The organism is Pseudomonas sp. 2957 (assembly GCF_031456345.1).
GTDB lineage: Bacteria > Pseudomonadota > Gammaproteobacteria > Pseudomonadales > Pseudomonadaceae > Aquipseudomonas > Aquipseudomonas siliginis.
This window is the reverse complement of sequence record NZ_JAVDUL010000007.1, coordinates 329,757-351,308: the sequence shown is the minus strand read 5'-3', so window position 1 is coordinate 351,308 and position 21,552 is coordinate 329,757. Positions and strand designations below refer to the sequence as shown.

The following is a 21,552-nucleotide window of genomic DNA, read 5'->3' as shown; positions in this document are numbered from 1 at the left end:
CAGGGCCTCACCACCACTCGCAAAACTAAATTACAGATTGGCAAAAACAGCGGTTGACTCGGTAATGAGAATCGCTATGATTATCACAACTGGTCGCGAGATCAGTCGATATTCTGAAAAGCCCTTGGTTCGGACTCTCAGATTATCTCCTCATCAGGCTAATCACGGTTATTTGACCCGGTTTTTACCGGGTCTTTTTTTGCCTGCCGAAAAGTCATTTGGCGAATTGCTGACGCATCTGCTCGCAGTAATCCGGCTTCGGTGTGGCCGGCGTATACCAGACGTAATCGGCCATTGCCGCCGTTATCGCAGCGCCCTGCTCGGCCAGCATCAATACGATCGGTGGCTTGCCAGCGCCGAGATCCAACAGATGCAGCGGCACGCCAACATCCTTGCGCGCATGCCAGGCACCGGCCAGCAGGATCGAAGGCATTGGCGCCGCCAGCATGCGTTCGGCCATGCGTCGATCACGCTGTTGCTGAATTGCCAGCATCGCCGGCATCCGTGATTCGGGCAGCAGGCCGCAGTGGGATTCACTGACTTGTCCAAGCAACGTGTTCTGCACGGACAACGCATTACTGCGAGGACCGTTCAGCGCAGGTGGATTTCGGTAAAACGCACGGATTTCCCTGTCATCGAGATTGGCCGCCAGCAGCGGATATGGCTGTGTCAGAGCGAAGCGCACGATCGGCCCGTAAAGATTCCAGTCCCAGCCCTCCTGCCAGGTCAATGCCGCAGGCAAATCAGCCGCAACGGAATTCGACTGGCGCAGCGCATCGACTTTCGCTTGTTGATCCGGCGTGAGCATTTCCAGCAACAGACTGCCTTGCACCCGGCGCTCGCCCAGCGACTGCAACAGCCACAATTGCGCAGCATGATGATCGGCATTGTCGTGCTGCTCACCGATGATCAAACGCTCAGGCTCAGCCAGACGCGTCAGCAATTGCTGCGTGGTGAGCATCTCGCCGCTGCGCAGATCGCGGATATCGCCGCCCACCGGTGGAGCCGCCACGTGCTGACACCCCGCGAGCAACACCAGTGCCAACAACCACAATCCACGCATGCGACACCTCGATGATTGATCAGCGGGCGATGATCAGCGGATGCCCACGCTCCGGGTGCGGTTGCACCAAAACCTCCAGGCCGAACACCGCTCTGAGCGTATCCGGACGCAGCACCTGCTGCGGGGTATCCAGCGCAACCGGGCGCCCCTCCTCCAGCAACAGCACGCGATCACAATAGCGCGCCGCAAGATTCAGATCATGCAGGATCACCAGTACCGCCGCGCCGCGATCGGCGAACTCGCGCACCGCTTGCAAGGTGGTGTGCTGATGCAGCGGATCGAGCATCGATGTCGGTTCGTCGAGCAACAAGGTTTGCCCGGCCTGACCCGGCCAGAGTTGCGCCAGCACCCGCGCCAGATGCACGCGCTGACGCTCGCCACCTGACAACGCCAGATAGCTGCGCCCACTCAGGTGCCCGGCATCGGCGGCGGCCAGCGCTGCCGCGACGATTTCGTCATCACGTACGCGCCCGGTCTGGTACGGCAAACGGCCCATGCCGACGACCTCTTCGACGGCGAAGGCAAAATCCAGCGTCGACACCTGCGGCAACACCGCCAGTCGTTGTGCCCGCTGTGTTCCGCTCCAATAGCTCAATGCCTGACCATCGAGCGAAACGTTGCCGTCACTGGCGAGCAACTCCCCGCACAAGGCGCCAAGCAACGTGCTTTTCCCGGCGCCGTTCGGCCCCAGCACCCCAAGCACCTCGCCGGGTTCGAGCCCGAGCGTAACCCCACTGAGCACCGCTTTGCGGCCACGGCGGACATGCAGATTGTGCGCAGACAACATCAGGCACGCCCTCGCAGCAGCAGATAAAGGAAGAACGGCGCGCCGATAAACGCGGTGACAATGCCGATCGGCAACTCCGCCGGCGCCAGCGCCAGGCGCGCCACCAGATCGGCGAGCAATAACAGGCTCGCACCCGCCAGCACCGAGGCTGGCAATAGCACTTTGTGATCCGGGCCGGCCAGCAGGCGCACCAGATGCGGCACGACCAGCCCGACAAAACCGATCATGCCCGCAGCGGCCACCGCCGCGCCGACACCCAGCGCGGTGCAGAACACCAGTTCGCGCTTGAGCCGTTCGACATCGATGCCCAGATGACCGGCCTCGGATTCACCGAGCAACAAGGCATTCAATGCCTTGGCCCGACGCGGCAGCCACAGCGCCACGCCGATGGTGATGATCAGCAAGGGCCACAACCGCGCGTAACTGGCGCCGTTGAGGCTGCCCAGGTTCCAGAAGGTCAGGGTGCGCAGCGTCGCGTCATCGGCCAGGTAAGTGAACAGACCGACCGCCGAACTGGCCAGCGCCGTCAGCGCGATACCGGCCAGCAACATGGTCGCCACGTGGGTCTGACCGTTGCGCCGGCCCTGCCGATAGACCAGCGCCGTCACCCCGAGACCACCAAGAAACGCACACACCGACAACAGATACGGCCCGAACCACTCCGGCAGGCCGCCGAATAAAGAACCGCCGACAATCGCAATCGCCGCGCCGAGTGCCGCGCCACTGGACACCCCGACCAGTCCCGGGTCCGCCAGCGGATTACGAAACAGACCCTGCATCGCCACGCCGGACAGCGCCAGCACGCCACCGACCGCCAAGCCGAGCAAGGTTCGCGGCAGGCGGATCTGGCCGAGAATCAGCTCGGCCTGCTCCAGACCTTCCGGCGCCAGCGGCACGCCGATCAGACGCAGCGCCGCGCGCAGGGTATCGAACAACGGCAGGCTCACCGGCCCCAATGCCAGCGACAGCCAGATCGCCAGCAGACACAGCAAGGTCAGGCCGATGAACAAGCCACGGGGTTTGACCTGTGTGGTCATTGGCCGCCCTTGGCCGGGTAGAAACCGTCCGTCAGGGTTTGCAAAGCAGCCGGCAACCGTGGCCCGAGACCGCCCACCAGCAGCGTCGGGTCCAGCTCCATCACCCGCCCGCTCTTGGCCGCGCGGCTGGAATTGAGGATGGGGTTTTCCTTGAACAACGCGGCTTTTGCCGCCTCGCCGGTCAACGCTCGGTCAGCGAACACCAGCACTTCGGGATCGAGGCTGGCGAGGGATTCGACAGAAAACGGTTTGTAGCCGGTATGAGTAGCAAGGTTGTGCCCGCCGGCCTGTTGCAGCAGCCAATCGGCGGCAGTGTCCTTGCCGGCGATCAACGGCTTACCGCCGGCGTGCCCGAGCAGCAGCAACACACCGGGGGCTTTCTGTGTGGTTTGCACTTGGGCAACTCGCACTGTCTGCGCCTGGAGCTGCTGTTGATAATTCTCCAGCAACTGCGCAGCCTTCTCTTGCGCACCGAGCAACTGGCCCAGATGAGTGACATTCTTTTCCAGCGTCGGCAGATCAGGCTGGGCTGAAAACGACTCGACCTTTACCTTGGCTGCTTTGACTTGCGCCAGAACCGGCGGCGGCCCCATTTCTTCGGTACCGATCAGAATGTCCGGACGCAGGCTCAAGATGCCTTCGGCCGACAGGCTGCGCTGATAACCAATGCTCGGCAGCGCCTGCAACGATTCGGGATGCTGGCTGGTGGTATCGACCCCCACCAGCTTCGACTCGCCGCCCAGTGCGCTGACCCATTCCGACAGCGCGCCACCGGCGCTGACCCAGCGTTGCGGTAAATCCGCCGCAGCCGCCTGATGGCAGAGCAAAAGGCCGGCGCACAGCACGGCAACGCGGGTTTTCAGGCGCATACACAGCTTCCTTGAACAAGGTTTCCCGGGCATCGGCGCAGCGAGCCAAGTATCCTCGGCAACGGCCAGACTCCCTGTGGGAGAAGGCCGCCATTTGATAATTGTTTGCATTTGAACGTCAAGCTCGGACATATCCAGACACGAGCGGACATTAGAGGATAGCCATGAAGTTTCTCTGCGCCGGCAGCGATCTGGCCGAAGCTGGCAGTCGCGGTTTCGAAATCGAAGGCAAAAAGCTGTTTGCCGTGCGTCGAGGTGGCCAAGTCTTTGTCTATTTCAATCGCTGCCCGCACCGGGGTGTCGGCCTGGAATGGCAGCCCGACCAGTTTCTCGACCCGAGCAACAGCCTGATCCAGTGCGCCACCCACGGCGCACTGTTTCTGATCGAGGACGGCGAATGCGTCGCTGGCCCCTGCGCCGGGCAGTCGCTCACGGCAATTGAATGCCGGGAGGATACACAAGGCGTGTGGATCGACGTTTAACCGTTGAGCCGCACGTCGAGTCGGCGATCGATGACCATCTCTTCATGGTCAAAGCGCACGCCATACGCCAACACCTCGACACCGCACGCGACCGCCTCACGCAGCGCCTCGGCGTAAGCCCAATCGATTTCCTCGGCCGGGCGCACGGCATCGATGCCGGTGAGGTTCACGCAGTACAACTGCACCGCCCGAATGCCGTCGCGCGCCAGATGCGCCAGCTCGCGCAGATGTTTGGCGCCCCGCTGGGTCACCGCATCGGGAAACGCCGCCACCGCCGTACCGTCGAAGCCCAAGGTGACGCTTTTCACTTCGACATACGCCGGGCCGCTGGGGTATTCGAGGCGGAAGTCGATGCGGCTTTTTTCCTGTCCGTAGGCAACCTCACGCTTCAACGCGGTAAAGCCGTTCAACTCGGTAATCACGCCAGCCTGCAAGGCTTCTTCAACCAGCCCATTCGCCCGCCCGGTGTTGACACAAAACAGCCGGCCCTGCGGGGTTTCGCCAATTTCCCAAGTGCCGGGCAACTTGCGTTTAGGGTCGTTGGAGCGGCTGAACCAGACCTGCCCGCCCTCGACCTGGCAATTGAGCATCGAGCCGGTATTGGGGCAGTGAATGGTCAGCAACTCGCCGCTAACGGTCTCGATATCAGCGAGAAAACGCTTGTAACGTCGAATCAGCCGCGCTTCTTCCAGAGCAGGATAAAAGCGCATCAGCCTTGCCAGCTCTTCAAGCCGCGCGCGATGCGCTCCACCGCTTCCTGCAAACGTGCGAGGTTTTGTGTGTAAGCGAAGCGCACGTGATGACCGGCCTGATAACGACCGAAATCCAGTCCCGGCGTAAAGGCAACGTGCTCGGTTTCGAGGAAATGTCGGCAGAATGCGAATGCATCGCCGCCGAAACGGCTGATATCGGCGTACAGATAAAACGCACCTTCAGGCTCAACGGCAATGTTGAAACCAAGTTCACGCAGCGCCGGCAGGAGAAAATCGCGACGGCGCGCAAACTCGGCGCGGCGCTCTTCGAGAATCGCAATGGTGGCGGGCTCGAAACAGGCCAGCGCAGCGTATTGCGCCATGCTTGGTGCGCTGATGTAGAGGTTCTGCGCAAGCTTTTCCAATTCGCTGACCGCCGCGTCTGGCGCCACCAGCCAGCCCAGGCGCCAACCGGTCATGCCGAAATACTTGGAGAAACTGTTGAGGACAAAAGCGCCGTCATCGACTTCCAGCACACTGGCAGCATCAGTACCGTAGGTCAGGCCGTGGTAGATCTCATCCACCACCAAGTGCCCGTGCCGGGCCTTGATGGCTGTGGATAATCCGCCCAGTTCATCGCGGGTCAGCAGGGTTCCGGTCGGGTTGGCCGGCGAAGCGACGAGAGCGCCGACACTGTCGTGGTCCCAATGCCGCGCCACCAGATCCGGGGTCAGTTGATAACGCACCTCCGGCCCGACCGGCACCAATTGCGCCGCGCCTTCGACCAGCCGCAAGAAATGCCGATTGCACGGGTAGCCCGGGTCGGCGAGCAGCCAGTGTTTACCCGGATCGACCAACAGGGCACTGGCCAGCAACAACGCGCCGGAGCCGCCCGGCGTGATCAGAATCCGCCGTGGGTCGATATTCAGGCCGTAACGCGATTGGTAGAAACCGGCGATCGCCTCGCGCAGTTCGGGAATGCCACGGGCGGCGGTATAACGGGTCTTGCCCGCCGTCAACGCAGCTTGCCCGGCGCGAATGATCGGCTCGGCGGTGGTGAAGTCCGGCTCGCCGATTTCCAGATGGATCACGTCGTGGCCTTCGGCCTGCAATTCATTGGCCCGCGCCAGCAGCGCCATCACATGGAACGGTTCGATCGCACGACTGCGCGCACTGTAGGGGGCCATTGGAATGCCTTCGACGGAAAAAAGAGACGATTCTACCTGTCTGCCGGAACGAGCGAGAACCCGTGAAGGTCACAGCCTCAAGAACGCTGGACTGTAACGATCTGAACGTACGCTCCAGGATTGACTAAAATCAGTGATTGAACAGGTCTCCCTTCCCACAGACACGGCTTGTCAGACATCTGCAAGCGCCACCCGCCGGGGGCTCGACATCCGGGAGTAGCGCAGGCTGATTTGATCTGGTAAGTTCGCCCGCTTGCAGCCGCAGGGCCGGCAGGTGTCGGTGATGGAGCAATCCTGCGCAATGGATTACAAGAGTAGAGGCGGTCCATTTCATGCCCACCCAAGCAAAGCAACAGCAGCAAACGTCGATCAGCGGCTTCGAACCTTACGTTCAGAAGGCGGGTGAAGAGTACATGGGCGCTCCGATGCGCGCGCACTTCACCAAGATCCTGAACAAGTGGAAACTGGACTTGATGCAGGAAGTCGACCGTACGGTTGATCACATGAAAGACGAAGCGGCCAACTTCCCTGACCCGGCCGACCGTGCCAGCCAGGAAGAAGAGTTCTCCCTCGAACTGCGCGCCCGCGACCGCGAGCGCAAGCTGATCAAAAAAATCGACAAGACCCTGCAGTTGATCGAAGACGAAGAGTACGGCTGGTGCGAGTCCTGCGGCATCGAGATTGGCGTCAAGCGCCTCGAAGCCCGTCCGACCGCGGATCTGTGCATCGACTGCAAGACCCTGGCGGAAATCAAGGAAAAGCAGGTCGGCAAGTAATCTCGGCCTGAACGAAAAACGGAGCGTGTGAACGCTCCGTTTTTGTTTCTGTGTTTTGCCCGCGGAACCTGCGTCTGCCTCTGTGGGAGCGAGCCTGCTCGCGAAAGCGTCCTCTCAGATAACTCTTTCATGACTGACACAGCTTTCGCGAGCAGGCTCGCTCCCACAGAGGTAACCTGCTCAAATTCTGAATAGCCTTTATCGCCTCCATGACTGCCAAATCCCCCGCCTACATCGGCCGCTTCGCCCCTACCCCCAGTGGCCACCTGCACTTCGGTTCGCTGGTCGCTGCGTTGGCGTCTTACCTCGACGCCCGCTCCGTCGGTGGGCGCTGGCTGGTGCGCATGGAAGATCTCGATCCGCCGCGCGAAGAGCCCGGTGCGCAAGCGGCGATTCTCAAGGCGCTGGAAAGTTACGGCTTCGAATGGGACGGCGAAATGGTCCGCCAGAGCGATCGGCGCGCGGCTTATGCCGAAGTGCTCGACAGCCTGTTCAACCACGGTCTGGCCTACGCCTGCACCTGCTCGCGCAAACAACTGGAGCCCTATCACGGGATTTATCCGGGGTTTTGCCGCAATGCCGGCCATGATCAGCACGACGCCGCGATCCGCCTGCGCGTGCCTGAGCTGGAATACCACTTCATCGATCGCGTGCAGGGCGAATACCGTCAGCACCTGGGCCGCGACGTCGGCGACTTCGTCATTCGTCGGCGCGATGGTCTCTACGCTTATCAATTGGCGGTGGTGCTCGACGACGCCTGGCAAGGCATTACCGATATTGTGCGCGGCGCCGATCTGCTCGATTCGACGCCGCGTCAGCTGTACCTGCAAGAACTGCTCGGCCTGAAACAGCCGCGCTATCTGCACCTGCCACTGATCACCCAGCCGGATGGCAACAAACTCGGCAAGTCCTACCGTTCGCCGCCGCTTGAGGCTGATCAGGCCACACCGTTGCTGCTGCGGGCCTTGCGTGCATTGGGACAGAATCCCGGCACCGAACTGGCACACGCTTCGCCGCGCGAACTGCTGGCCTGGGGCAGCGCACATTGGGATGCTGCCAAGATCCCGCGCACACTGACCCTGCCCGAAGCGCAACTGCAATGACGACACTTGCAGTCGCGCGCCCATCCGTTACCATCGCCGCACGTTTTCGGGCACGCGCATAAAAAAGAGAGGCCGGGATGTACATCTATCGCTTGGTCCTGCTTTTGGTCGTCGGGATCTACCTGTTCTCCCCCGCCATCATGGATTGGTGGATCGACGCGACGGGCGCCTGGTATCGCCCTTATCTGCTCTGGCTGATCCTGATTGTCGTGACCTTCATCCTGCAGAGCCAAAAAGATGCCGATGAGCTTTAGCCTGACCCAGATGATCCTGATCAGCGCCGCGTACCTGGCGGCGCTGTTCGGCGTTGCCTGGGTCAGCGAACGGGGCATGATCCCGCGCGCGATCATTCGCCACCCGTTGACCTACACCCTGTCGCTGGGGGTTTACGCCAGTGCCTGGGCGTTCTACGGCACGGTGGGCCTGGCCTATCAGTACGGTTACGGCTTTCTGTCCAGCTATCTCGGCGTGTCCGGTGCATTTCTGCTGGCGCCGGTGCTGCTCTATCCGATCCTGAAGATCACCCGCACCTATCAACTGTCGTCGCTGGCCGATCTGTTTGCCTTCCGCTTTCGCAGCACTTGGGCCGGCGCGCTGACCACGATTTTCATGCTGATTGGCGTCTTGCCATTGCTTGCCCTCCAGATTCAGGCAGTGGCCGACTCGATCGGCATCCTCACCGGCGAACGCGTGCAGAGCCGCGTGGCGCTGGCGTTCTGTGCGCTGATCATTCTGTTCACGATTTTCTTCGGTTCCCGGCATATCGCCACGCGCGAGAAACACGAAGGGCTGGTGTTCGCGATTGCCTTTGAGTCGATCATCAAACTGATCGCCCTCGGCGGCGTTGGCCTGTATGCGCTGTATGGTGTGTTCGACGGCCCGCAACAGCTCGAACTGTGGCTGCTGCAAAACCAGACGGCCCTCGCCGCCCTGCACACGCCGTTGCAGGAAGGCCCGTGGCGCACGCTGCTGCTGGTGTTCTTCGCCTCGGCGATCGTGATGCCGCACATGTATCACATGACCTTTACGGAAAGCCTCAACCCGCGCTCGCTGGTCAGCGCCAGTTGGGGCCTGCCGCTGTTTCTGCTGTTGATGAGTCTTGCCGTACCGCTGATTCTCTGGGCAGGCCTGAAACTCGGCGCCACCACCGACCCGGAATATTTCACCCTCGGCATCGGCATTGCCGCCAACAGCAAACCGCTGGCCTTGCTCGCCTACGTCGGTGGCCTGTCCGCCGCCAGTGGCCTGATCATCGTCACCACCCTGGCCTTGTCGGGCATGGCGCTGAACCATCTGGTGCTGCCGCTCTATCAGCCGCCGGCCGAAGGCAACATCTACCGCTGGCTGAAATGGACGCGTCGGGCGCTGATCGTGGCGATTATCATGGCCGGTTTCGGTTTCTATCTGATGCTCGGCGTCGAGCAGGATCTGGCCAATCTCGGCATCGTCGCGTTCGTTGCGACCCTGCAATTTCTGCCCGGGGTGTTGTCGGTGCTGTACTGGCCGACCGCCAACCGCCGCGGTTTCATTGCCGGTCTGCTGGCGGGGATCACGGTCTGGGTGGTGACCATGCTGCTGCCGCTGGTCGGCAATCTGCAGGGTTTCTATATCCCGCTGCTGAACATGATCTACGTGCTCGACGACACCAGTTGGCACATGGCGGCCATCGCCTCGCTGGCCGCCAACGTGTTGATGTTCACCCTGATCTCGCTGTTCACCAACGCCAGCCCGGAAGAAGCCAGCGCCGCCGAAGCCTGCGCCGTGGACAACGTGCGCCGCCCGCAACGCCGCGAACTGCACGCCGCTTCGCCGCAGGAGTTCGCCACGCAACTGGCCAAGCCGCTGGGTGCCAAGGCCGCGCAGAAGGAGGTCGAGCAAGCGCTGCGCGACTTGTATCTGCCCTTCGATGAACGCCGGCCGTATGCCTTGCGCCGGTTGCGCGACCGCATCGAGGCCAACCTGTCCGGCCTGATGGGTCCGAGCGTTGCGCAGGACATGGTGGAAACCTTCCTGCCCTACAAGGCTGGCGGCGAAAACTACGTCACCGAAGACATTCACTTCATTGAAAGCCGTCTCGAGGATTACCACTCGCGCCTCACCGGCCTGGCCGCCGAACTCGACGCCCTGCGCCGCTACCACCGCCAGACCTTGCAGGAACTGCCGATGGGCGTCTGCTCGCTGGCCAAGGATCAGGAGATCCTGATGTGGAACAAGGCCATGGAAGAGCTGACCGGCATCGCTGCGCAGCGAGTGGTCGGTTCGCGTCTGAGTACCATCGCCAACCCGTGGAAAGAGCTGCTGCAAGGCTTCATCAACCTGCCCGACGAGCATTTGCACAAACAGCATCTGGCCCTCGATGGTCAGACCCGCTGGCTGAATCTGCACAAAGCGGCAATCGACGAGCCGTTGGCCCCGGGTAACAGTGGCCTGGTGTTACTGGTCGAGGATTTGACCGAAACGCAGATGCTCGAAGATAAACTGGTGCATTCCGAACGGCTGGCCAGCATCGGTCGACTCGCAGCGGGTGTGGCCCACGAAATCGGCAACCCGATCACCGGCATCGCCTGCCTGGCGCAGAACCTGCGCGAAGAGCGCGAAGACGACGGCGAGCTGACGGAAATCAGCGGGCAGATTCTCGAGCAGACCAAACGCGTCTCGCGCATCGTCCAGTCGCTGATGAGCTTCGCCCATGCCGGCAGTCATCAGCACAACGACGAACCGGTGTGTCTGGCCGAAGTCGCGCAGGATGCCATCGGCCTGCTGGCGCTGAACCGGCGCAATTTCGAAGTGCAGTTCTACAACCTGTGCGATCCCGATCATTGGGTCGAAGGCGACCCGCAACGGCTTGCCCAGGTGCTGATCAATCTGCTCTCCAACGCCCGCGACGCCTCGCCGCCGCACAGTGCGGTACGGGTCAAGAGCGAAGCCGGCGAACACACGGTCGATCTGATCGTCGAAGACGAAGGCAGCGGTATTCCGTCGAGCATCATGGACCGATTGTTCGAACCTTTCTTCACCACCAAGGATCCGGGTGAAGGCACCGGTCTGGGCCTTGCACTGGTCTATTCCATCGTTGAAGAGCATTATGGACAAATCACCATCGACAGCCCGGCTGATGTACAAAGCCAACGCGGCACCCGTATCCGGGTGACCTTACCGCGTCATGTCGAAGCGACGTCCGCTGTGAACTGAGACCGTCGAGAGTATCGAATCAATGCCGCACATTTTGATCGTCGAAGACGAAACCATTATCCGCTCCGCCTTGCGCCGCCTGCTGGAACGCAACCAGTACCAGGTCAGCGAAGCCGGATCAGTGCAGGAAGCACAAGAACGCTTCACCATTCCTACGTTCGATCTGATCGTCAGCGACCTGCGCCTGCCGGGCGCTCCGGGCACCGAGCTGATCAAGCTCGGGCAAGGCACACCGGTGCTGATCATGACCAGTTACGCCAGCCTGCGCTCGGCGGTCGACTCGATGAAAATGGGCGCGGTCGATTACATCGCCAAGCCGTTCGACCACGATGAAATGCTCCAGGCGGTTGCACGGATCCTGCGCGATCGCCAGTCGGCGCCAGCTGCCGGCGAAGCCACGGCGAGCAAGCCTGCCGCCGGCAATGGCAAAGCCGCTGTGGATAACAGCAATGGCGAAATCGGCATCATCGGCTCCTGCCCGCCGATGCAGGACCTGTACAGCAAGATCCGCAAAGTCGCGCCAACCGATTCCAACGTATTGATTCAGGGTGAGTCCGGCACCGGTAAAGAGCTGGTGGCCCGCGCCCTGCACAATCTGTCGAAACGCGCCAAGGCGCCGATGATTTCGGTAAACTGCGCGGCGATTCCGGAAAGCCTGATCGAGTCCGAACTGTTCGGCCACGAGAAAGGCGCGTTCACCGGCGCCAGCGCCGGTCGCGCCGGTCTGGTCGAAGCGGCGGACGGCGGCACCCTGTTCCTCGATGAGATCGGCGAACTGCCCCTCGAAGCCCAGGCTCGCTTGCTGCGGGTTCTGCAGGAGGGCGAGATCCGCCGCGTAGGTTCGGTGCAGTCGCAGAAAGTCGATGTGCGCCTGATCGCTGCAACGCACCGCGATCTGAAGAGCCTGGCGAAAATCGGCCAGTTCCGTGAAGACCTTTATTACCGTCTGCACGTGATTGCCCTGAAGCTGCCGCCGCTGCGCGAGCGTGGCGCCGACGTCAACGAAATCGCCAATGCCTTCCTCGCTCGCCAGAGCGCGCGGATCAATCGCACCGACCTGAAATTCGCTGCCGACGCTGAACAGGCGATCCGGCACTATTCGTGGCCCGGTAACGTGCGTGAGCTGGAGAACGCTGTCGAGCGCGCGGTGATTCTCAGCGAAAGCCCGGAGATTTCGGCCGACCTTTTGGGCATCGACATCGAGCTGAGCGATCTGGAAGACGACGAGTTCATTGGTCTGCCGCCGCAAACAGGCGGTAACGCCAGCAACAGCAGCCATGAGCCGACCGAGGATCTGTCGCTGGAAGACTATTTCCAGCACTTCGTCCTCGAGCATCAGGACCACATGACCGAGACCGAACTGGCACGCAAACTGGGCGTCAGCCGCAAGTGCCTGTGGGAACGCCGCCAGCGTCTGGGCATTCCACGGCGCAAGACCGGGGTCGCCAGCGAGAGCTGAGCGTTACCCACCGCGTGCGCGGGTAACGCATGACAATGTGAAAAAACTGTTACCGCAGTCGATTCACGTAACAGAAGCCGGGGTTATCGGTAACGAAACCCCGGCTTTTTTTCGCCCCTGCAAAACGGTTATATCGACCTAACCCCTTATTTTACTGGGCTTGGCAAAAGTTGGCACGCACCCTGCTATATGTTTGGTACAAGAACAATAACAAGCAATGCACAAGACAATAAAAATAAGACGAATCGACTCACGCACAATAAAAACAAGACGGCGAGAGGCGCAGCTAACTGATTCTTTTGGAGAGGCGTTGTATTTGGGGCTTGCCCCACGACCAGGCCGAGAACAACAAAAACTGTCCTAAGACAGAGCCTGTACTGGTTGGATCGACAGATCACTGCAATTCAGCGACCAAAGCAATCCGTTTGCTCTTGGCTCCCGATTGGGAGGGTCACGAAGGAAACGCTTCGTGGCGAGGGCACTCAACAAAAACAAGAAGCCCGAATCAATAATAAAAAGAGCACGCAACTACTTCTTGGGGAGCTTCGGCTCCCCTTGTAGTTTCTCCCCTCCGTGAAATCCCCCCGTTTCCCGCGTTCGACCCTTGCAGCTTGCGGCTTGCAGCTCATATCTGCTGCGTCCTACACCATCCCCCGACTAAATGCTAGAATCTGCGCCCATCATGCGGTCATTCTTTTGGTATGGCCGAACATTCCTTCAAACAGTGCATCCCATGCTGAAGAAGCTGTTCCAGTCATTCCGAACTCCCGTGCGTCGTACGCAACACATCCGCAGCACCCCTGAAGTGCTCAACAGCGGCCAACATTCGCTGCAGAAAACGCAGTTCAGCCGCTATGCGGTGAATATCGTCGAACGCCTGCAAGGTGCCGGTTACCAGGCTTATCTGGTCGGTGGTTGCGTGCGTGACATGCTGTTGGGCATCACGCCCAAGGATTTCGACGTCGCCACCAGCGCCACCCCCGAGCAGGTCCGTGCCGAATTCCGCAATGCGCGGATCATCGGTCGCCGGTTCAAACTGGTGCACATCCATTTCGGTCGCGAAATCATTGAAGTCGCGACCTTCCGCGCCAATCACCCGATCAACGAAGACGAGGAAGACAGCAACCAGTCTTCGCGCAACGAGAGCGGGCGGATTCTGCGCGACAACGTCTACGGCACCCTGGAAGAAGACGCGCAACGCCGCGACTTCACCATCAATGCTCTGTATTACGATCCGGTCAGTGAGCGCATTCTCGATTACGCCAATGGCGTGCACGACATCCGCAATCACCTGATCCGTCTGATCGGCGACCCGAAGCAGCGTTACCAGGAAGACCCGGTACGCATGCTGCGGGCCGTGCGTTTCGCCGCCAAGCTCAACTTCGGCATCGAGAAGCACACCGTGCAGCCGATCCGTGAGCTGGCGCCGATGCTGCGCGAGATTCCGTCGGCGCGGCTGTTCGAAGAAGTGCTCAAGCTGTTCCTCTCCGGGCACGGCGCGATCACCTTTGAAATGTTGGTTGATCTGCAACTGTTCGCCCCGCTGTTCCCGGCCAGTGCCGAGGCGCTGGAATACAACCCGGAATACACCCACACGCTGATCAGCGAAGCGCTGACCAACACCGATCTGCGCATCAAGCAGAACAAACCGGTGACCCCGGCGTTCCTGTTTGCCGCCCTGCTCTGGCCGGCACTGCCGGCCCGCGTGTTGCGTCTGCAGGAACGTGGCATGCCGCCGATTCCAGCGATGCAGGAAGCCGCTCACGAGCTGATTGCCGAACAGTGCCAGCGCATCGCGATTCCGAAGCGCTTCACCATGCCGATCCGCGAAATCTGGGACATGCAGGAACGCCTGCCACGGCGCAGTGGCAAACGCGCCGATCTGTTGCTGGACAACCCGCGCTTCCGCGCCGGCTACGATTTCCTCCTGCTGCGTGAAAGCGCCGGTGAGGAGACCGATGGCCTCGGCGAATGGTGGACCGATTATCAGGACGCCAATGACAGCGAGCGTCGCGACATGATCCGCGACCTCAGCGGCAAGGGTGACGATGCCAGCGGCGCGCCACGCAAACGGCGCCGCAGCGGCGGTTCCAAGCGCAAGCGCGCCGGCGCCTCGAGCGCGACGGGCGAGTAAGCGATGGAACGCATCTACATTGGTCTGGGCAGCAACCTCGCTGACCCGGCCGACCAATTGCGCAGCGCCATTGCGGCGCTGGGGCAATTGCCGCAGACAAGTCTTGCCGGCGTTTCAGCCTTTTATCAAAGCGATTCACTGTTGCCGGGCCAGCCGCGCTACACCAACGCTGTCGCCGCCCTCGACAGCTCGCTCGCACCGATTGAGTTGCTCGACGCCTTGCAGGCGATCGAAAACGCTCAGGGCCGCGAGCGTCTTGAGCGCTGGGGGCCACGCACGCTGGATCTGGATATTCTGCTGTTCGGCGATCGCCTGATCGACGAGCCACGGCTGAAAGTCCCGCATTACCAGATTCAGGAGCGGGCGTTCGTTCTCTATCCCCTCGCTGAACTGGCACCGCAGGATCTGCGTCTCGCCGATGGCCGCACGCTGACAGACCTGCTGGCCGCCTGCCCGTTTGTCGGCCTTGAACGCATCTCCCAGCCCTGACAAAAATCTTCTGTGAAATGTGGTTATGTGGCGAGGGGATTTATCCCCGTTGGACTGCGAAGCAGGCCCAAATCTGACCAAGCCGTATACAAACATGGGGCCGCTCCGCGACCCAACGGGGATAAATCCCCTCGCCACAGGTTACCTGCCAATCTCCAGTTTTTGTCAGACAAAAATCCCCCGAATCAGGCCCGCCGCGCCGCTGAATCGCATCAGTAACGCCGGTAACACCGCCCGCGTAACAAGGCGGTAACACACGCAATTGACTTCCTGTTGGCTCATCACGACTATAGGCGTCCCGCTGCCGCCAACCCGGCATGAACGGGCGCAATCCAGGCCTTTCAAAGCACGACACAAGACCGTGCGCCTGAGTAGATGAAGAATCACGCGCGTGACTCGCAGCAGTTTCCAGAGCGCCTGAACGAGGATTTTTTACATGCCAGCCATCACCCTGACCACGCTCCAGAGCCTCAAGCAGAAAGGTGAAAAAATCACCATGCTGACCTGCTATGACGCGACCTTCGCCCACGCCTGCAACGAGGCCGGTGTCGAAGTGCTGCTGGTCGGCGACTCCCTGGGCATGGTCCTGCAGGGGCACGACAGCACCCTGCCAGTGACCACGGCGGAAATGGCCTATCACGTCGCCAGCGTCAAGCGTGGCAATGGCGATGCCCTGATCCTCGCCGACCTGCCGTTCATGGCCAACGCCACCCTCGAACAGACCATGAACAACAGCGCCATGCTGATGCAGGCCGGCGCGCACATGGTCAAGGTTGAAGGTCAGCTGTGGCTGGCGGAGTCGATCCGTCTGCTCGCCGAACGCGGTGTGCCGGTGTGTGCGCACATGGGCCTGACCCCGCAAGCAGTGAACATTCTCGGTGGCTATAAAGTGCAGGGCCGCAACGAGAACCAGGCGCGGCAGATGCGTGCCGATGCGATCGCGCTGGAGCAGGCCGGTGCGGCCATGCTCTTGCTTGAGTGCGTGCCGAGCGAACTGGCGGCAGAAATCAGCCAGGCCGTGGGCATTCCGGTGATCGGTATCGGTGCCGGCAACGCCACCGACGGCCAGGTACTGGTATTGCACGACATGCTCGGCCTGTCGATCACCGGCCGCGTCCCCAAATTCGTCAAGAACTTCATGCAAGGTCAGGACAGCATCCAGGCCGCGCTGAAGGCTTACGTCAGTGAAGTCAAAGCCACCACGTTTCCCGGCATCGAACACGGATTCTCTGCATGAACACCGTCAAAACCGTACGCGAACTGCGTGCCGCCGTCGCTCGCGCGCGCAGTGAAGGCAAGCGCATCGGCTTCGTGCCGACCATGGGCAACCTGCACAGCGGCCACGTCGCATTGATCACCAAAGCTACCCAGCGAGTGGATTTCGTCGTCGCGAGTATTTTCGTCAACCCGCTGCAATTCGGCGCCGGCGAAGACCTCGACAAATACCCGCGCACTCTCGCCGCCGATCAGGAAAAGCTCCTCGAAGCCGGTTGCGACCTGTTGTTCGCGCCGACGGTTGAAGAGATGTACCCGGACGGCATGGCCGGCCAAACCAGGGTCAGCGTGCCGCAATTGTCCGAAGGCCTGTGTGGTGCCAGCCGTCCGGGGCACTTCGAAGGTGTGGCGACGGTGGTCAGCAAGCTGTTCAATATGGTCCAGCCGGACCTGGCGATTTTCGGCCAGAAGGATTACCAGCAACTGGCGGTGATCCGCGCACTGGTGCATGACCTGAACATGCCGATCCAGATCATCGGCGAGCCAACCGTACGTGCTGCGGACGGTCTGGCGCTGTCGTCGCGCAACGGCTTCCTCAATGAAGACCAGCGCGCCGTGGCGCCGGTGGTCTACCGCGTGCTGAGCAGCATCGCCGAAGCGATCAAGCAAGGTGAGCGTGATTACCCGGCGCTGATCGCTGCGCAGTTGCAGGTGCTGGAATCAGCGGGGCTGCGTCCGGATTATCTGGAAATCCGTCATGGCCTGACCTTGCGTCCGGCGACGGCGGAGGATCGCGATCTGGTGATTCTGGTAGCGGCGTTCCTCGGCACCACGCGGTTGATCGACAACCTGCACCTGAATCTCGATAGCCAGATTTAAGCAGCAACGAATTTCCCTGTGGGAGCGAGCCTGCTCGCGAAGGCGGTGTATCAGCGACTTATAAGTTGCCTGACACCACGCCTTCGCGAGCAGGCTCGCTCCCACATGTGTTTCCGGTGCATGCCGGTTGGGCGAAAGTCTTCCGGGCACCTCCGTTTGTCGGCCAGATTCCTCTGCGGATGTTAAAAAAGTACAGGGATCTGGTCAGACAAAGTCAAGACAGAACGCAGCGCGAGGTTTACTGTATTCGCCCTGTGTCCAGATCTCGTGTCGACGCAGTTGATCCCATGCGCTAAAACCCGTGGTTGATCTGTACCGTGTTCAAAAGGCCGTTCAAGTAAAAAGGAAAACCGCAGCGATGGCGTACTACCGCACTCCTCACGACGTTACCGCTCTGCCCGCCTGGCAAGCGTTGAAAGACCACCGCCAAGCCATGCAGGATTTCAGCATGCGCGAAGCCTTCAACGCCGATCCGCAGCGTTTCAATCAGTTCACCCTCAGCAGCTGCGGTCTGTTTCTCGATTATTCGAAGAATTTGATCAACGCCGAGACCCGCAACCTGCTCGTGGGCCTGGCCAATGAAGTCGATCTGAAGGGCGCGATCAAAGCGCTGTTCGACGGCGAAATCGTCAATGCCTCCGAAGGCCGCCCGGCACTGCACACCGCCCTGCGCCGCCCGGTCGGCGACAAATTGTCGGTCAACGGCGTCAACGTGATGCCGGAAGTGCACAAAGTGCTGAACCAGATCACCGATCTGGTTGGCCGAATTCATGATGGCTTGTGGCGCGGTTACACCGAGAAGCCGATCACCGACGTGGTCAACATCGGTATCGGTGGTTCGTTCCTCGGTCCTGAGCTGGTGTCCGAAGCACTGCTGTCCTACGCGCAGAAAGGCGTACGTTGCCACTATCTGGCAAACATCGACGGCAGCGAGTTCCATGAGCTGACGCAAAAACTGCGCGCCGAGACCACGCTGTTCATCGTTTCGTCGAAGTCGTTCAACACCCTCGAAACGTTGAAAAACGCACAGGCTGCACGCGCCTGGTACCTGGCGCAGGGCGGCTCGGAAGCCGAGCTGTATCGCCACTTCATCGCTGTGTCGAGCAACAATGCCGCAGCGGTGGCCTTCGGTATCCGCGAAGAAAACATCTTCCCGATGTGGGACTGGGTCGGCGGGCGTTATTCGCTGTGGTCGGCGATCGGTTTGCCGATCGCCCTGGCCATCGGCATGTCCAACTTCAAGGAATTGCTGTCCGGTGCCTACACCATGGACCAGCATTTCCAGACCGCGCCGTTCGAACAGAACATGCCGGTGCTGCTGGCCCTGCTCGGCGTGTGGTACGGCAACTTCTGGGGTGCGCAGAGCCACGCGATCCTGCCGTACGACCACTACCTGCGCAACATCACCAAGCACTTGCAACAGCTGGACATGGAGTCCAATGGCAAGAGCGTGCGTCAGGACGGCACCTCGGTGTCGACCGATACCGGCCCGGTGATCTGGGGCGGCGTCGGCTGCAACGGTCAGCACGCTTATCACCAGTTGCTGCACCAGGGCACCCAACTGATCCCGGCCGACTTCATTGTGCCGATCGTCAGCTTCAACCCGGTTTCCGATCATCACCAGTGGCTGTACGCCAACTGCCTGTCGCAGAGCCAGGCGCTGATGCTCGGCAAGACCCTGCCGGAAGCCGAAGCCGAACTGCGCGACAAAGGCATGGGCGAAGACGACGTGCGCAAACTGGCGCCGCACAAGGTGATCCCGGGCAATCGCCCGAGCAACACCTTGGTAGTCGAACGCATCAGCCCGCGTCGCCTCGGCGCCCTGGTTGCGATGTACGAGCACAAAGTGTTCGTGCAAAGCGTGGTCTGGGGCATCAACGCCTTCGACCAGTGGGGTGTGGAACTGGGCAAGGAATTGGGCAAAGGCGTCTACAACCGCCTGGTCGGCAGCGACGAGACCGTGGCTGACGATGCCTCGACTCAAGGCCTGATCAACTACTTCCGCGGGCGCCATCGCGGCTGATAAAAGCCTTCGGGCACAACGCTGTTCCCCTGTGGGAGCGAGCCTTCTCGCGAAAGCGGTTCGTCATTCAACACCTTCGTTGACTGACATTCCGCCTTCGCGAGCAGGCTCGCTCCCACAGTTGTTTTGGCACATGACTTGAACCTGTGCAGCGCTCGGCGCATCTTTATTCGTGTCGCACCACAAGAATAAGGAACCGTCATGTTCGATATCAGCACGTTCCCCAAAGCCGATGCCGTGCGCCAGGCCGCTCAGTTGAGCCAGGACGAGTATCGGCGCCTGTACCGCGAATCGATTGAACACCCCAGCGCCTTCTGGGCCGAGCAGGCCACGCGTTTCCTCGACTGGAGCACGCCGTGGCAGACCGTTCAGCGCTATGACCTGAAAACCGGAGAAGCCGCCTGGTTTGCCGGCGGCAAGCTCAACGTCAGTTACAACTGCATCGACCGTCACCTCAAGCAACGCGGCGAACAGACCGCCCTGCTCTGGGAAGGCGACGACCCAGCCGAATCGGCGCAGATCACTTACAACAAACTCCATCACCACGTCTGCCGTTTGGCCAACGTGCTGAAAAGCCGTGGCGTAAAGAAAGGCGACCGGGTGTGCATCTACATGCCGATGATCCCCGAAGCCGCCTACGCCATGCTCGCCTGCGCGCGAATCGGCGCGATTCATTCGGTGGTGTTCGGCGGATTTTCCCCGGATTCCCTGCGTGATCGAATTCTCGACGCCGACTGCCGTACCGTGATCACCGCCGATGAGGGCGTGCGCGGCGGCCGCTTCGTGCCACTGAAAAACAACGTCGACAAAGCCCTGCAAAGTTGCCCGAACGTCAGCACCGTGGTGGTCGTCGAGCGCACTCAGGGCCAAGTCGATTGGGTCGAAGGCCGTGACCTTTGGTATCACCAGGCCGTGCGCGAGGTCAGCGATGACTGCCCGCCGGAACCGATGGACGCCGAAGATCCGCTGTTCATCCTCTACACCTCCGGCAGCACCGGCAAACCCAAAGGCGTGCTGCACACCACCGGCGGCTACCTGCTGCAAGCGGCGATGACCTTCAAGTACGTGCTCGACTACCGCGACGGCGAAGTGTTCTGGTGCACCGCCGACGTCGGCTGGGTCACCGGCCACAGTTACATCGTCTACGGGCCGCTGGCCAACGGTGCGACCACACTGATGTTCGAAGGCGTGCCGAGCTACCCGAGCAGTTCGCGCTTCTGGCAGGTCATCGACAAGCACAAGGTCAACATTTTCTACACCGCACCCACCGCCCTGCGCGCGCTGATGCGCGAAGGCGCCGGACCATTGAAGGAAACTTCACGCGCCAGCCTCAGATTGCTCGGCAGCGTCGGTGAGCCAATCAACCCGGAAGCGTGGGAATGGTATTTCAATGCTGTCGGTGAACAGCGCTGCCCGATCGTCGACACCTGGTGGCAGACCGAAACCGGCGGCATCATGCTCAGCCCGCTGGTCAGCGCCCAACGGATCAAACCCGGCTGCGCGACGCAACCGATGTTCGGCGTGCAACCGGTATTGCTTGACGAAGCCGGCAAGGAAATCAAAGGCGCCGGCAGCGGCGTGCTGGCGATCAAATCCAGCTGGCCGGCGCAGATTCGCAGCGTCTACGGCGATCCGCAGCGGATGATCGACACCTACTTCAAACCCTACCCCGGCTATTACTTCACCGGCGACGGCGCCCGCCGTGACGAGGACGGCGATTACTGGATTACCGGACGCATCGACGATGTGATCAACGTCTCCGGCCACCGCATCGGCACCGCCGAAGTGGAAAGCGCCCTGGTGCTGCACGACAGCATCGCCGAAGCCGCCGTGGTCGGTTATCCCCACGACGTCAAAGGCCAGGGCATCTACGCATTCGTGACGCCAATGAACGGCACCGAGGCCAACGAAGAGCTGAAGAAAGACCTGCTGGCGCATGTCAGCAAGGAGATCGGCAGCTTCGCCAAACCGGACCTGATCCAGTGGGCGCCGGCGCTGCCAAAGACCCGTTCGGGCAAGATCATGCGGCGTATTCTGCGCAAGATTGCCTGCAATGAGCTCGACAGCCTTGGCGATACTTCGACGCTGGCAGATCCGAGTGTGGTGCAGGACCTCGTTGATAAACGTTTGAATCAATAGCTTCGCGAGCAGGCTCGCTGCCACAG

At 61.1% G+C, this 21,552-nt stretch carries 18 protein-coding genes; 12 read left to right on the top strand and 6 right to left on the bottom strand.

Going from position 1 to position 21,552, the window contains the following annotated elements; translation table 11 throughout:
• Window positions 1-214: 214 nt before the first annotated feature.
• The 4 genes from J2Y39_RS24710 to J2Y39_RS24695 are packed head-to-tail and all read right to left on the bottom strand — an operon-like array spanning window position 215 to window position 3,756.
• On the bottom strand, window positions 215-1,063 hold the full coding sequence (locus J2Y39_RS24710; protein ID WP_310220226.1) for a ChaN family lipoprotein: 849 nt from the start codon (window positions 1,061-1,063) through the stop codon (window positions 215-217).
• A gap of 19 nt (window positions 1,064-1,082) precedes the next feature.
• Entirely contained in the window at window positions 1,083-1,850 is a 768-nt protein-coding gene (locus J2Y39_RS24705) for a heme ABC transporter ATP-binding protein (protein ID WP_252868290.1), read from the bottom strand.
• Window positions 1,850-2,833 (bottom strand): iron ABC transporter permease, encoded by a 984-nt coding sequence (locus J2Y39_RS24700; RefSeq protein ID WP_310220237.1) that lies wholly within the window; start codon window positions 2,831-2,833, stop codon window positions 1,850-1,852. The genes J2Y39_RS24705 and J2Y39_RS24700 overlap by 1 nt, the downstream gene beginning before the upstream one ends.
• A gap of 50 nt (window positions 2,834-2,883) precedes the next feature.
• Window positions 2,884-3,756 (bottom strand): ABC transporter substrate-binding protein, encoded by an 873-nt coding sequence (locus J2Y39_RS24695; protein ID WP_310220224.1) that lies wholly within the window; start codon window positions 3,754-3,756, stop codon window positions 2,884-2,886.
• Window positions 3,757-3,920: 164 nt separating this feature from the next.
• Here J2Y39_RS24695 and J2Y39_RS24690 point away from each other — a divergent pair, with 164 nt between their 5' ends.
• Window positions 3,921-4,238, top strand: a complete 318-nt coding sequence (locus J2Y39_RS24690; protein ID WP_041477834.1) for a Rieske (2Fe-2S) protein — start codon at window positions 3,921-3,923, stop codon at window positions 4,236-4,238.
• On the opposite strand, the gene sfsA is transcribed toward J2Y39_RS24690, so the two are convergent.
• Both sfsA and J2Y39_RS24680 read right to left on the bottom strand, forming a co-directional pair.
• Complete coding sequence (gene sfsA / locus J2Y39_RS24685) at window positions 4,235-4,948, bottom strand: DNA/RNA nuclease SfsA (RefSeq protein WP_310220222.1); 714 nt, start codon at window positions 4,946-4,948, stop codon at window positions 4,235-4,237. The two genes, J2Y39_RS24690 and sfsA, sit on opposite strands and share 4 nt — an antisense overlap.
• Window positions 4,948-6,117: a pyridoxal phosphate-dependent aminotransferase gene (locus tag J2Y39_RS24680; protein WP_056790414.1), complete on the bottom strand. Its 1,170-nt coding sequence runs from the start codon at window positions 6,115-6,117 to the stop codon at window positions 4,948-4,950. The genes sfsA and J2Y39_RS24680 overlap by 1 nt, the downstream gene beginning before the upstream one ends.
• 332 nt (window positions 6,118-6,449) lie before the next feature.
• On the opposite strand from J2Y39_RS24680, the gene dksA reads away from it, so the two are divergent.
• The 11 genes from dksA (at window position 6,450) to acs (ending at window position 21,526) form a co-directional block, all read left to right on the top strand.
• A complete protein-coding gene (gene dksA, locus J2Y39_RS24675; RefSeq protein WP_041477831.1) occupies window positions 6,450-6,893 on the top strand; it encodes an RNA polymerase-binding protein DksA in 444 nt (147 codons plus the stop codon).
• A gap of 209 nt (window positions 6,894-7,102) precedes the next feature.
• The gene (gene gluQRS, locus J2Y39_RS24670) at window positions 7,103-7,996 is read left to right on the top strand and encodes a tRNA glutamyl-Q(34) synthetase GluQRS (RefSeq protein WP_310220219.1); all 894 of its coding nucleotides are present in this window, start codon (window positions 7,103-7,105) and stop codon (window positions 7,994-7,996) included.
• Between the two features lie 77 nt (window positions 7,997-8,073).
• The gene (locus J2Y39_RS24665) at window positions 8,074-8,250 is read left to right on the top strand and encodes a hypothetical protein (RefSeq protein ID WP_003176118.1); all 177 of its coding nucleotides are present in this window, start codon (window positions 8,074-8,076) and stop codon (window positions 8,248-8,250) included.
• Window positions 8,234-11,188 carry an ATP-binding protein gene (locus J2Y39_RS24660; RefSeq protein ID WP_310220217.1) on the top strand — a complete coding sequence of 985 codons (2,955 nt, stop codon included), beginning with the start codon at window positions 8,234-8,236 and terminating at the stop codon, window positions 11,186-11,188. Before J2Y39_RS24665 ends, J2Y39_RS24660 begins: the two co-directional genes overlap by 17 nt.
• A 22-nt stretch (window positions 11,189-11,210) precedes the next feature.
• Window positions 11,211-12,647: a sigma-54 dependent transcriptional regulator gene (locus tag J2Y39_RS24655; RefSeq protein ID WP_039761623.1), complete on the top strand. Its 1,437-nt coding sequence runs from the start codon at window positions 11,211-11,213 to the stop codon at window positions 12,645-12,647.
• 733 nt (window positions 12,648-13,380) lie between these two features.
• Window positions 13,381-14,781 carry a polynucleotide adenylyltransferase PcnB gene (locus J2Y39_RS24650; protein ID WP_056790418.1) on the top strand — a complete coding sequence of 467 codons (1,401 nt, stop codon included), beginning with the start codon at window positions 13,381-13,383 and terminating at the stop codon, window positions 14,779-14,781.
• Window positions 14,782-14,784: 3 nt separating this feature from the next.
• Window positions 14,785-15,270, top strand: a complete 486-nt coding sequence (folK, locus tag J2Y39_RS24645; protein WP_310220213.1) for a 2-amino-4-hydroxy-6-hydroxymethyldihydropteridine diphosphokinase — start codon at window positions 14,785-14,787, stop codon at window positions 15,268-15,270.
• Between the two features lie 436 nt (window positions 15,271-15,706).
• The gene (gene panB / locus J2Y39_RS24640) at window positions 15,707-16,507 is read left to right on the top strand and encodes a 3-methyl-2-oxobutanoate hydroxymethyltransferase (protein WP_041477826.1); all 801 of its coding nucleotides are present in this window, start codon (window positions 15,707-15,709) and stop codon (window positions 16,505-16,507) included.
• Window positions 16,504-17,364, top strand: coding sequence for a pantoate--beta-alanine ligase (gene panC / locus J2Y39_RS24635; RefSeq protein WP_310220211.1), 861 nt, complete (start codon window positions 16,504-16,506; stop codon window positions 17,362-17,364). Before panB ends, panC begins: the two co-directional genes overlap by 4 nt.
• A 358-nt stretch (window positions 17,365-17,722) precedes the next feature.
• On the top strand, window positions 17,723-19,387 hold the full coding sequence (pgi, locus tag J2Y39_RS24630) for a glucose-6-phosphate isomerase (protein WP_016773160.1): 1,665 nt from the start codon (window positions 17,723-17,725) through the stop codon (window positions 19,385-19,387).
• 201 nt (window positions 19,388-19,588) lie between these two features.
• Window positions 19,589-21,526: an acetate--CoA ligase gene (acs, locus tag J2Y39_RS24625; protein ID WP_150638513.1), complete on the top strand. Its 1,938-nt coding sequence runs from the start codon at window positions 19,589-19,591 to the stop codon at window positions 21,524-21,526.
• Window positions 21,527-21,552 lie beyond the last annotated feature (26 nt).

What these genes read in the sequence shown, in the direction of transcription:
- J2Y39_RS24710 (WP_310220226.1), bottom strand. Translation starts at nt 1,063, where the DNA reads ATGCGTGGATTGTGGTTGTTGGCACTGGTGTTGCTCGCGGGGTGTCAG.
- J2Y39_RS24705 (WP_252868290.1), bottom strand. Translation starts at nt 1,850, where the DNA reads ATGTTGTCTGCGCACAATCTGCATGTCCGCCGTGGCCGCAAAGCGGTG.
- J2Y39_RS24695 (WP_310220224.1), bottom strand. Translation starts at nt 3,756, where the DNA reads ATGCGCCTGAAAACCCGCGTTGCCGTGCTGTGCGCCGGCCTTTTGCTC.
- J2Y39_RS24690 (WP_041477834.1), top strand. Translation starts at nt 3,921, where the DNA reads ATGAAGTTTCTCTGCGCCGGCAGCGATCTGGCCGAAGCTGGCAGTCGC.
- sfsA (WP_310220222.1), bottom strand. Translation starts at nt 4,948, where the DNA reads ATGCGCTTTTATCCTGCTCTGGAAGAAGCGCGGCTGATTCGACGTTAC.
- J2Y39_RS24680 (WP_056790414.1), bottom strand. Translation starts at nt 6,117, where the DNA reads ATGGCCCCCTACAGTGCGCGCAGTCGTGCGATCGAACCGTTCCATGTG.
- dksA (WP_041477831.1), top strand. Translation starts at nt 6,450, where the DNA reads ATGCCCACCCAAGCAAAGCAACAGCAGCAAACGTCGATCAGCGGCTTC.
- gluQRS (WP_310220219.1), top strand. Translation starts at nt 7,103, where the DNA reads ATGACTGCCAAATCCCCCGCCTACATCGGCCGCTTCGCCCCTACCCCC.
- J2Y39_RS24665 (WP_003176118.1), top strand. Translation starts at nt 8,074, where the DNA reads ATGTACATCTATCGCTTGGTCCTGCTTTTGGTCGTCGGGATCTACCTG.
- J2Y39_RS24660 (WP_310220217.1), top strand. Translation starts at nt 8,234, where the DNA reads ATGCCGATGAGCTTTAGCCTGACCCAGATGATCCTGATCAGCGCCGCG.
- J2Y39_RS24655 (WP_039761623.1), top strand. Translation starts at nt 11,211, where the DNA reads ATGCCGCACATTTTGATCGTCGAAGACGAAACCATTATCCGCTCCGCC.
- J2Y39_RS24650 (WP_056790418.1), top strand. Translation starts at nt 13,381, where the DNA reads ATGCTGAAGAAGCTGTTCCAGTCATTCCGAACTCCCGTGCGTCGTACG.
- folK (WP_310220213.1), top strand. Translation starts at nt 14,785, where the DNA reads ATGGAACGCATCTACATTGGTCTGGGCAGCAACCTCGCTGACCCGGCC.
- panB (WP_041477826.1), top strand. Translation starts at nt 15,707, where the DNA reads ATGCCAGCCATCACCCTGACCACGCTCCAGAGCCTCAAGCAGAAAGGT.
- panC (WP_310220211.1), top strand. Translation starts at nt 16,504, where the DNA reads ATGAACACCGTCAAAACCGTACGCGAACTGCGTGCCGCCGTCGCTCGC.
- pgi (WP_016773160.1), top strand. Translation starts at nt 17,723, where the DNA reads ATGGCGTACTACCGCACTCCTCACGACGTTACCGCTCTGCCCGCCTGG.
- acs (WP_150638513.1), top strand. Translation starts at nt 19,589, where the DNA reads ATGTTCGATATCAGCACGTTCCCCAAAGCCGATGCCGTGCGCCAGGCC.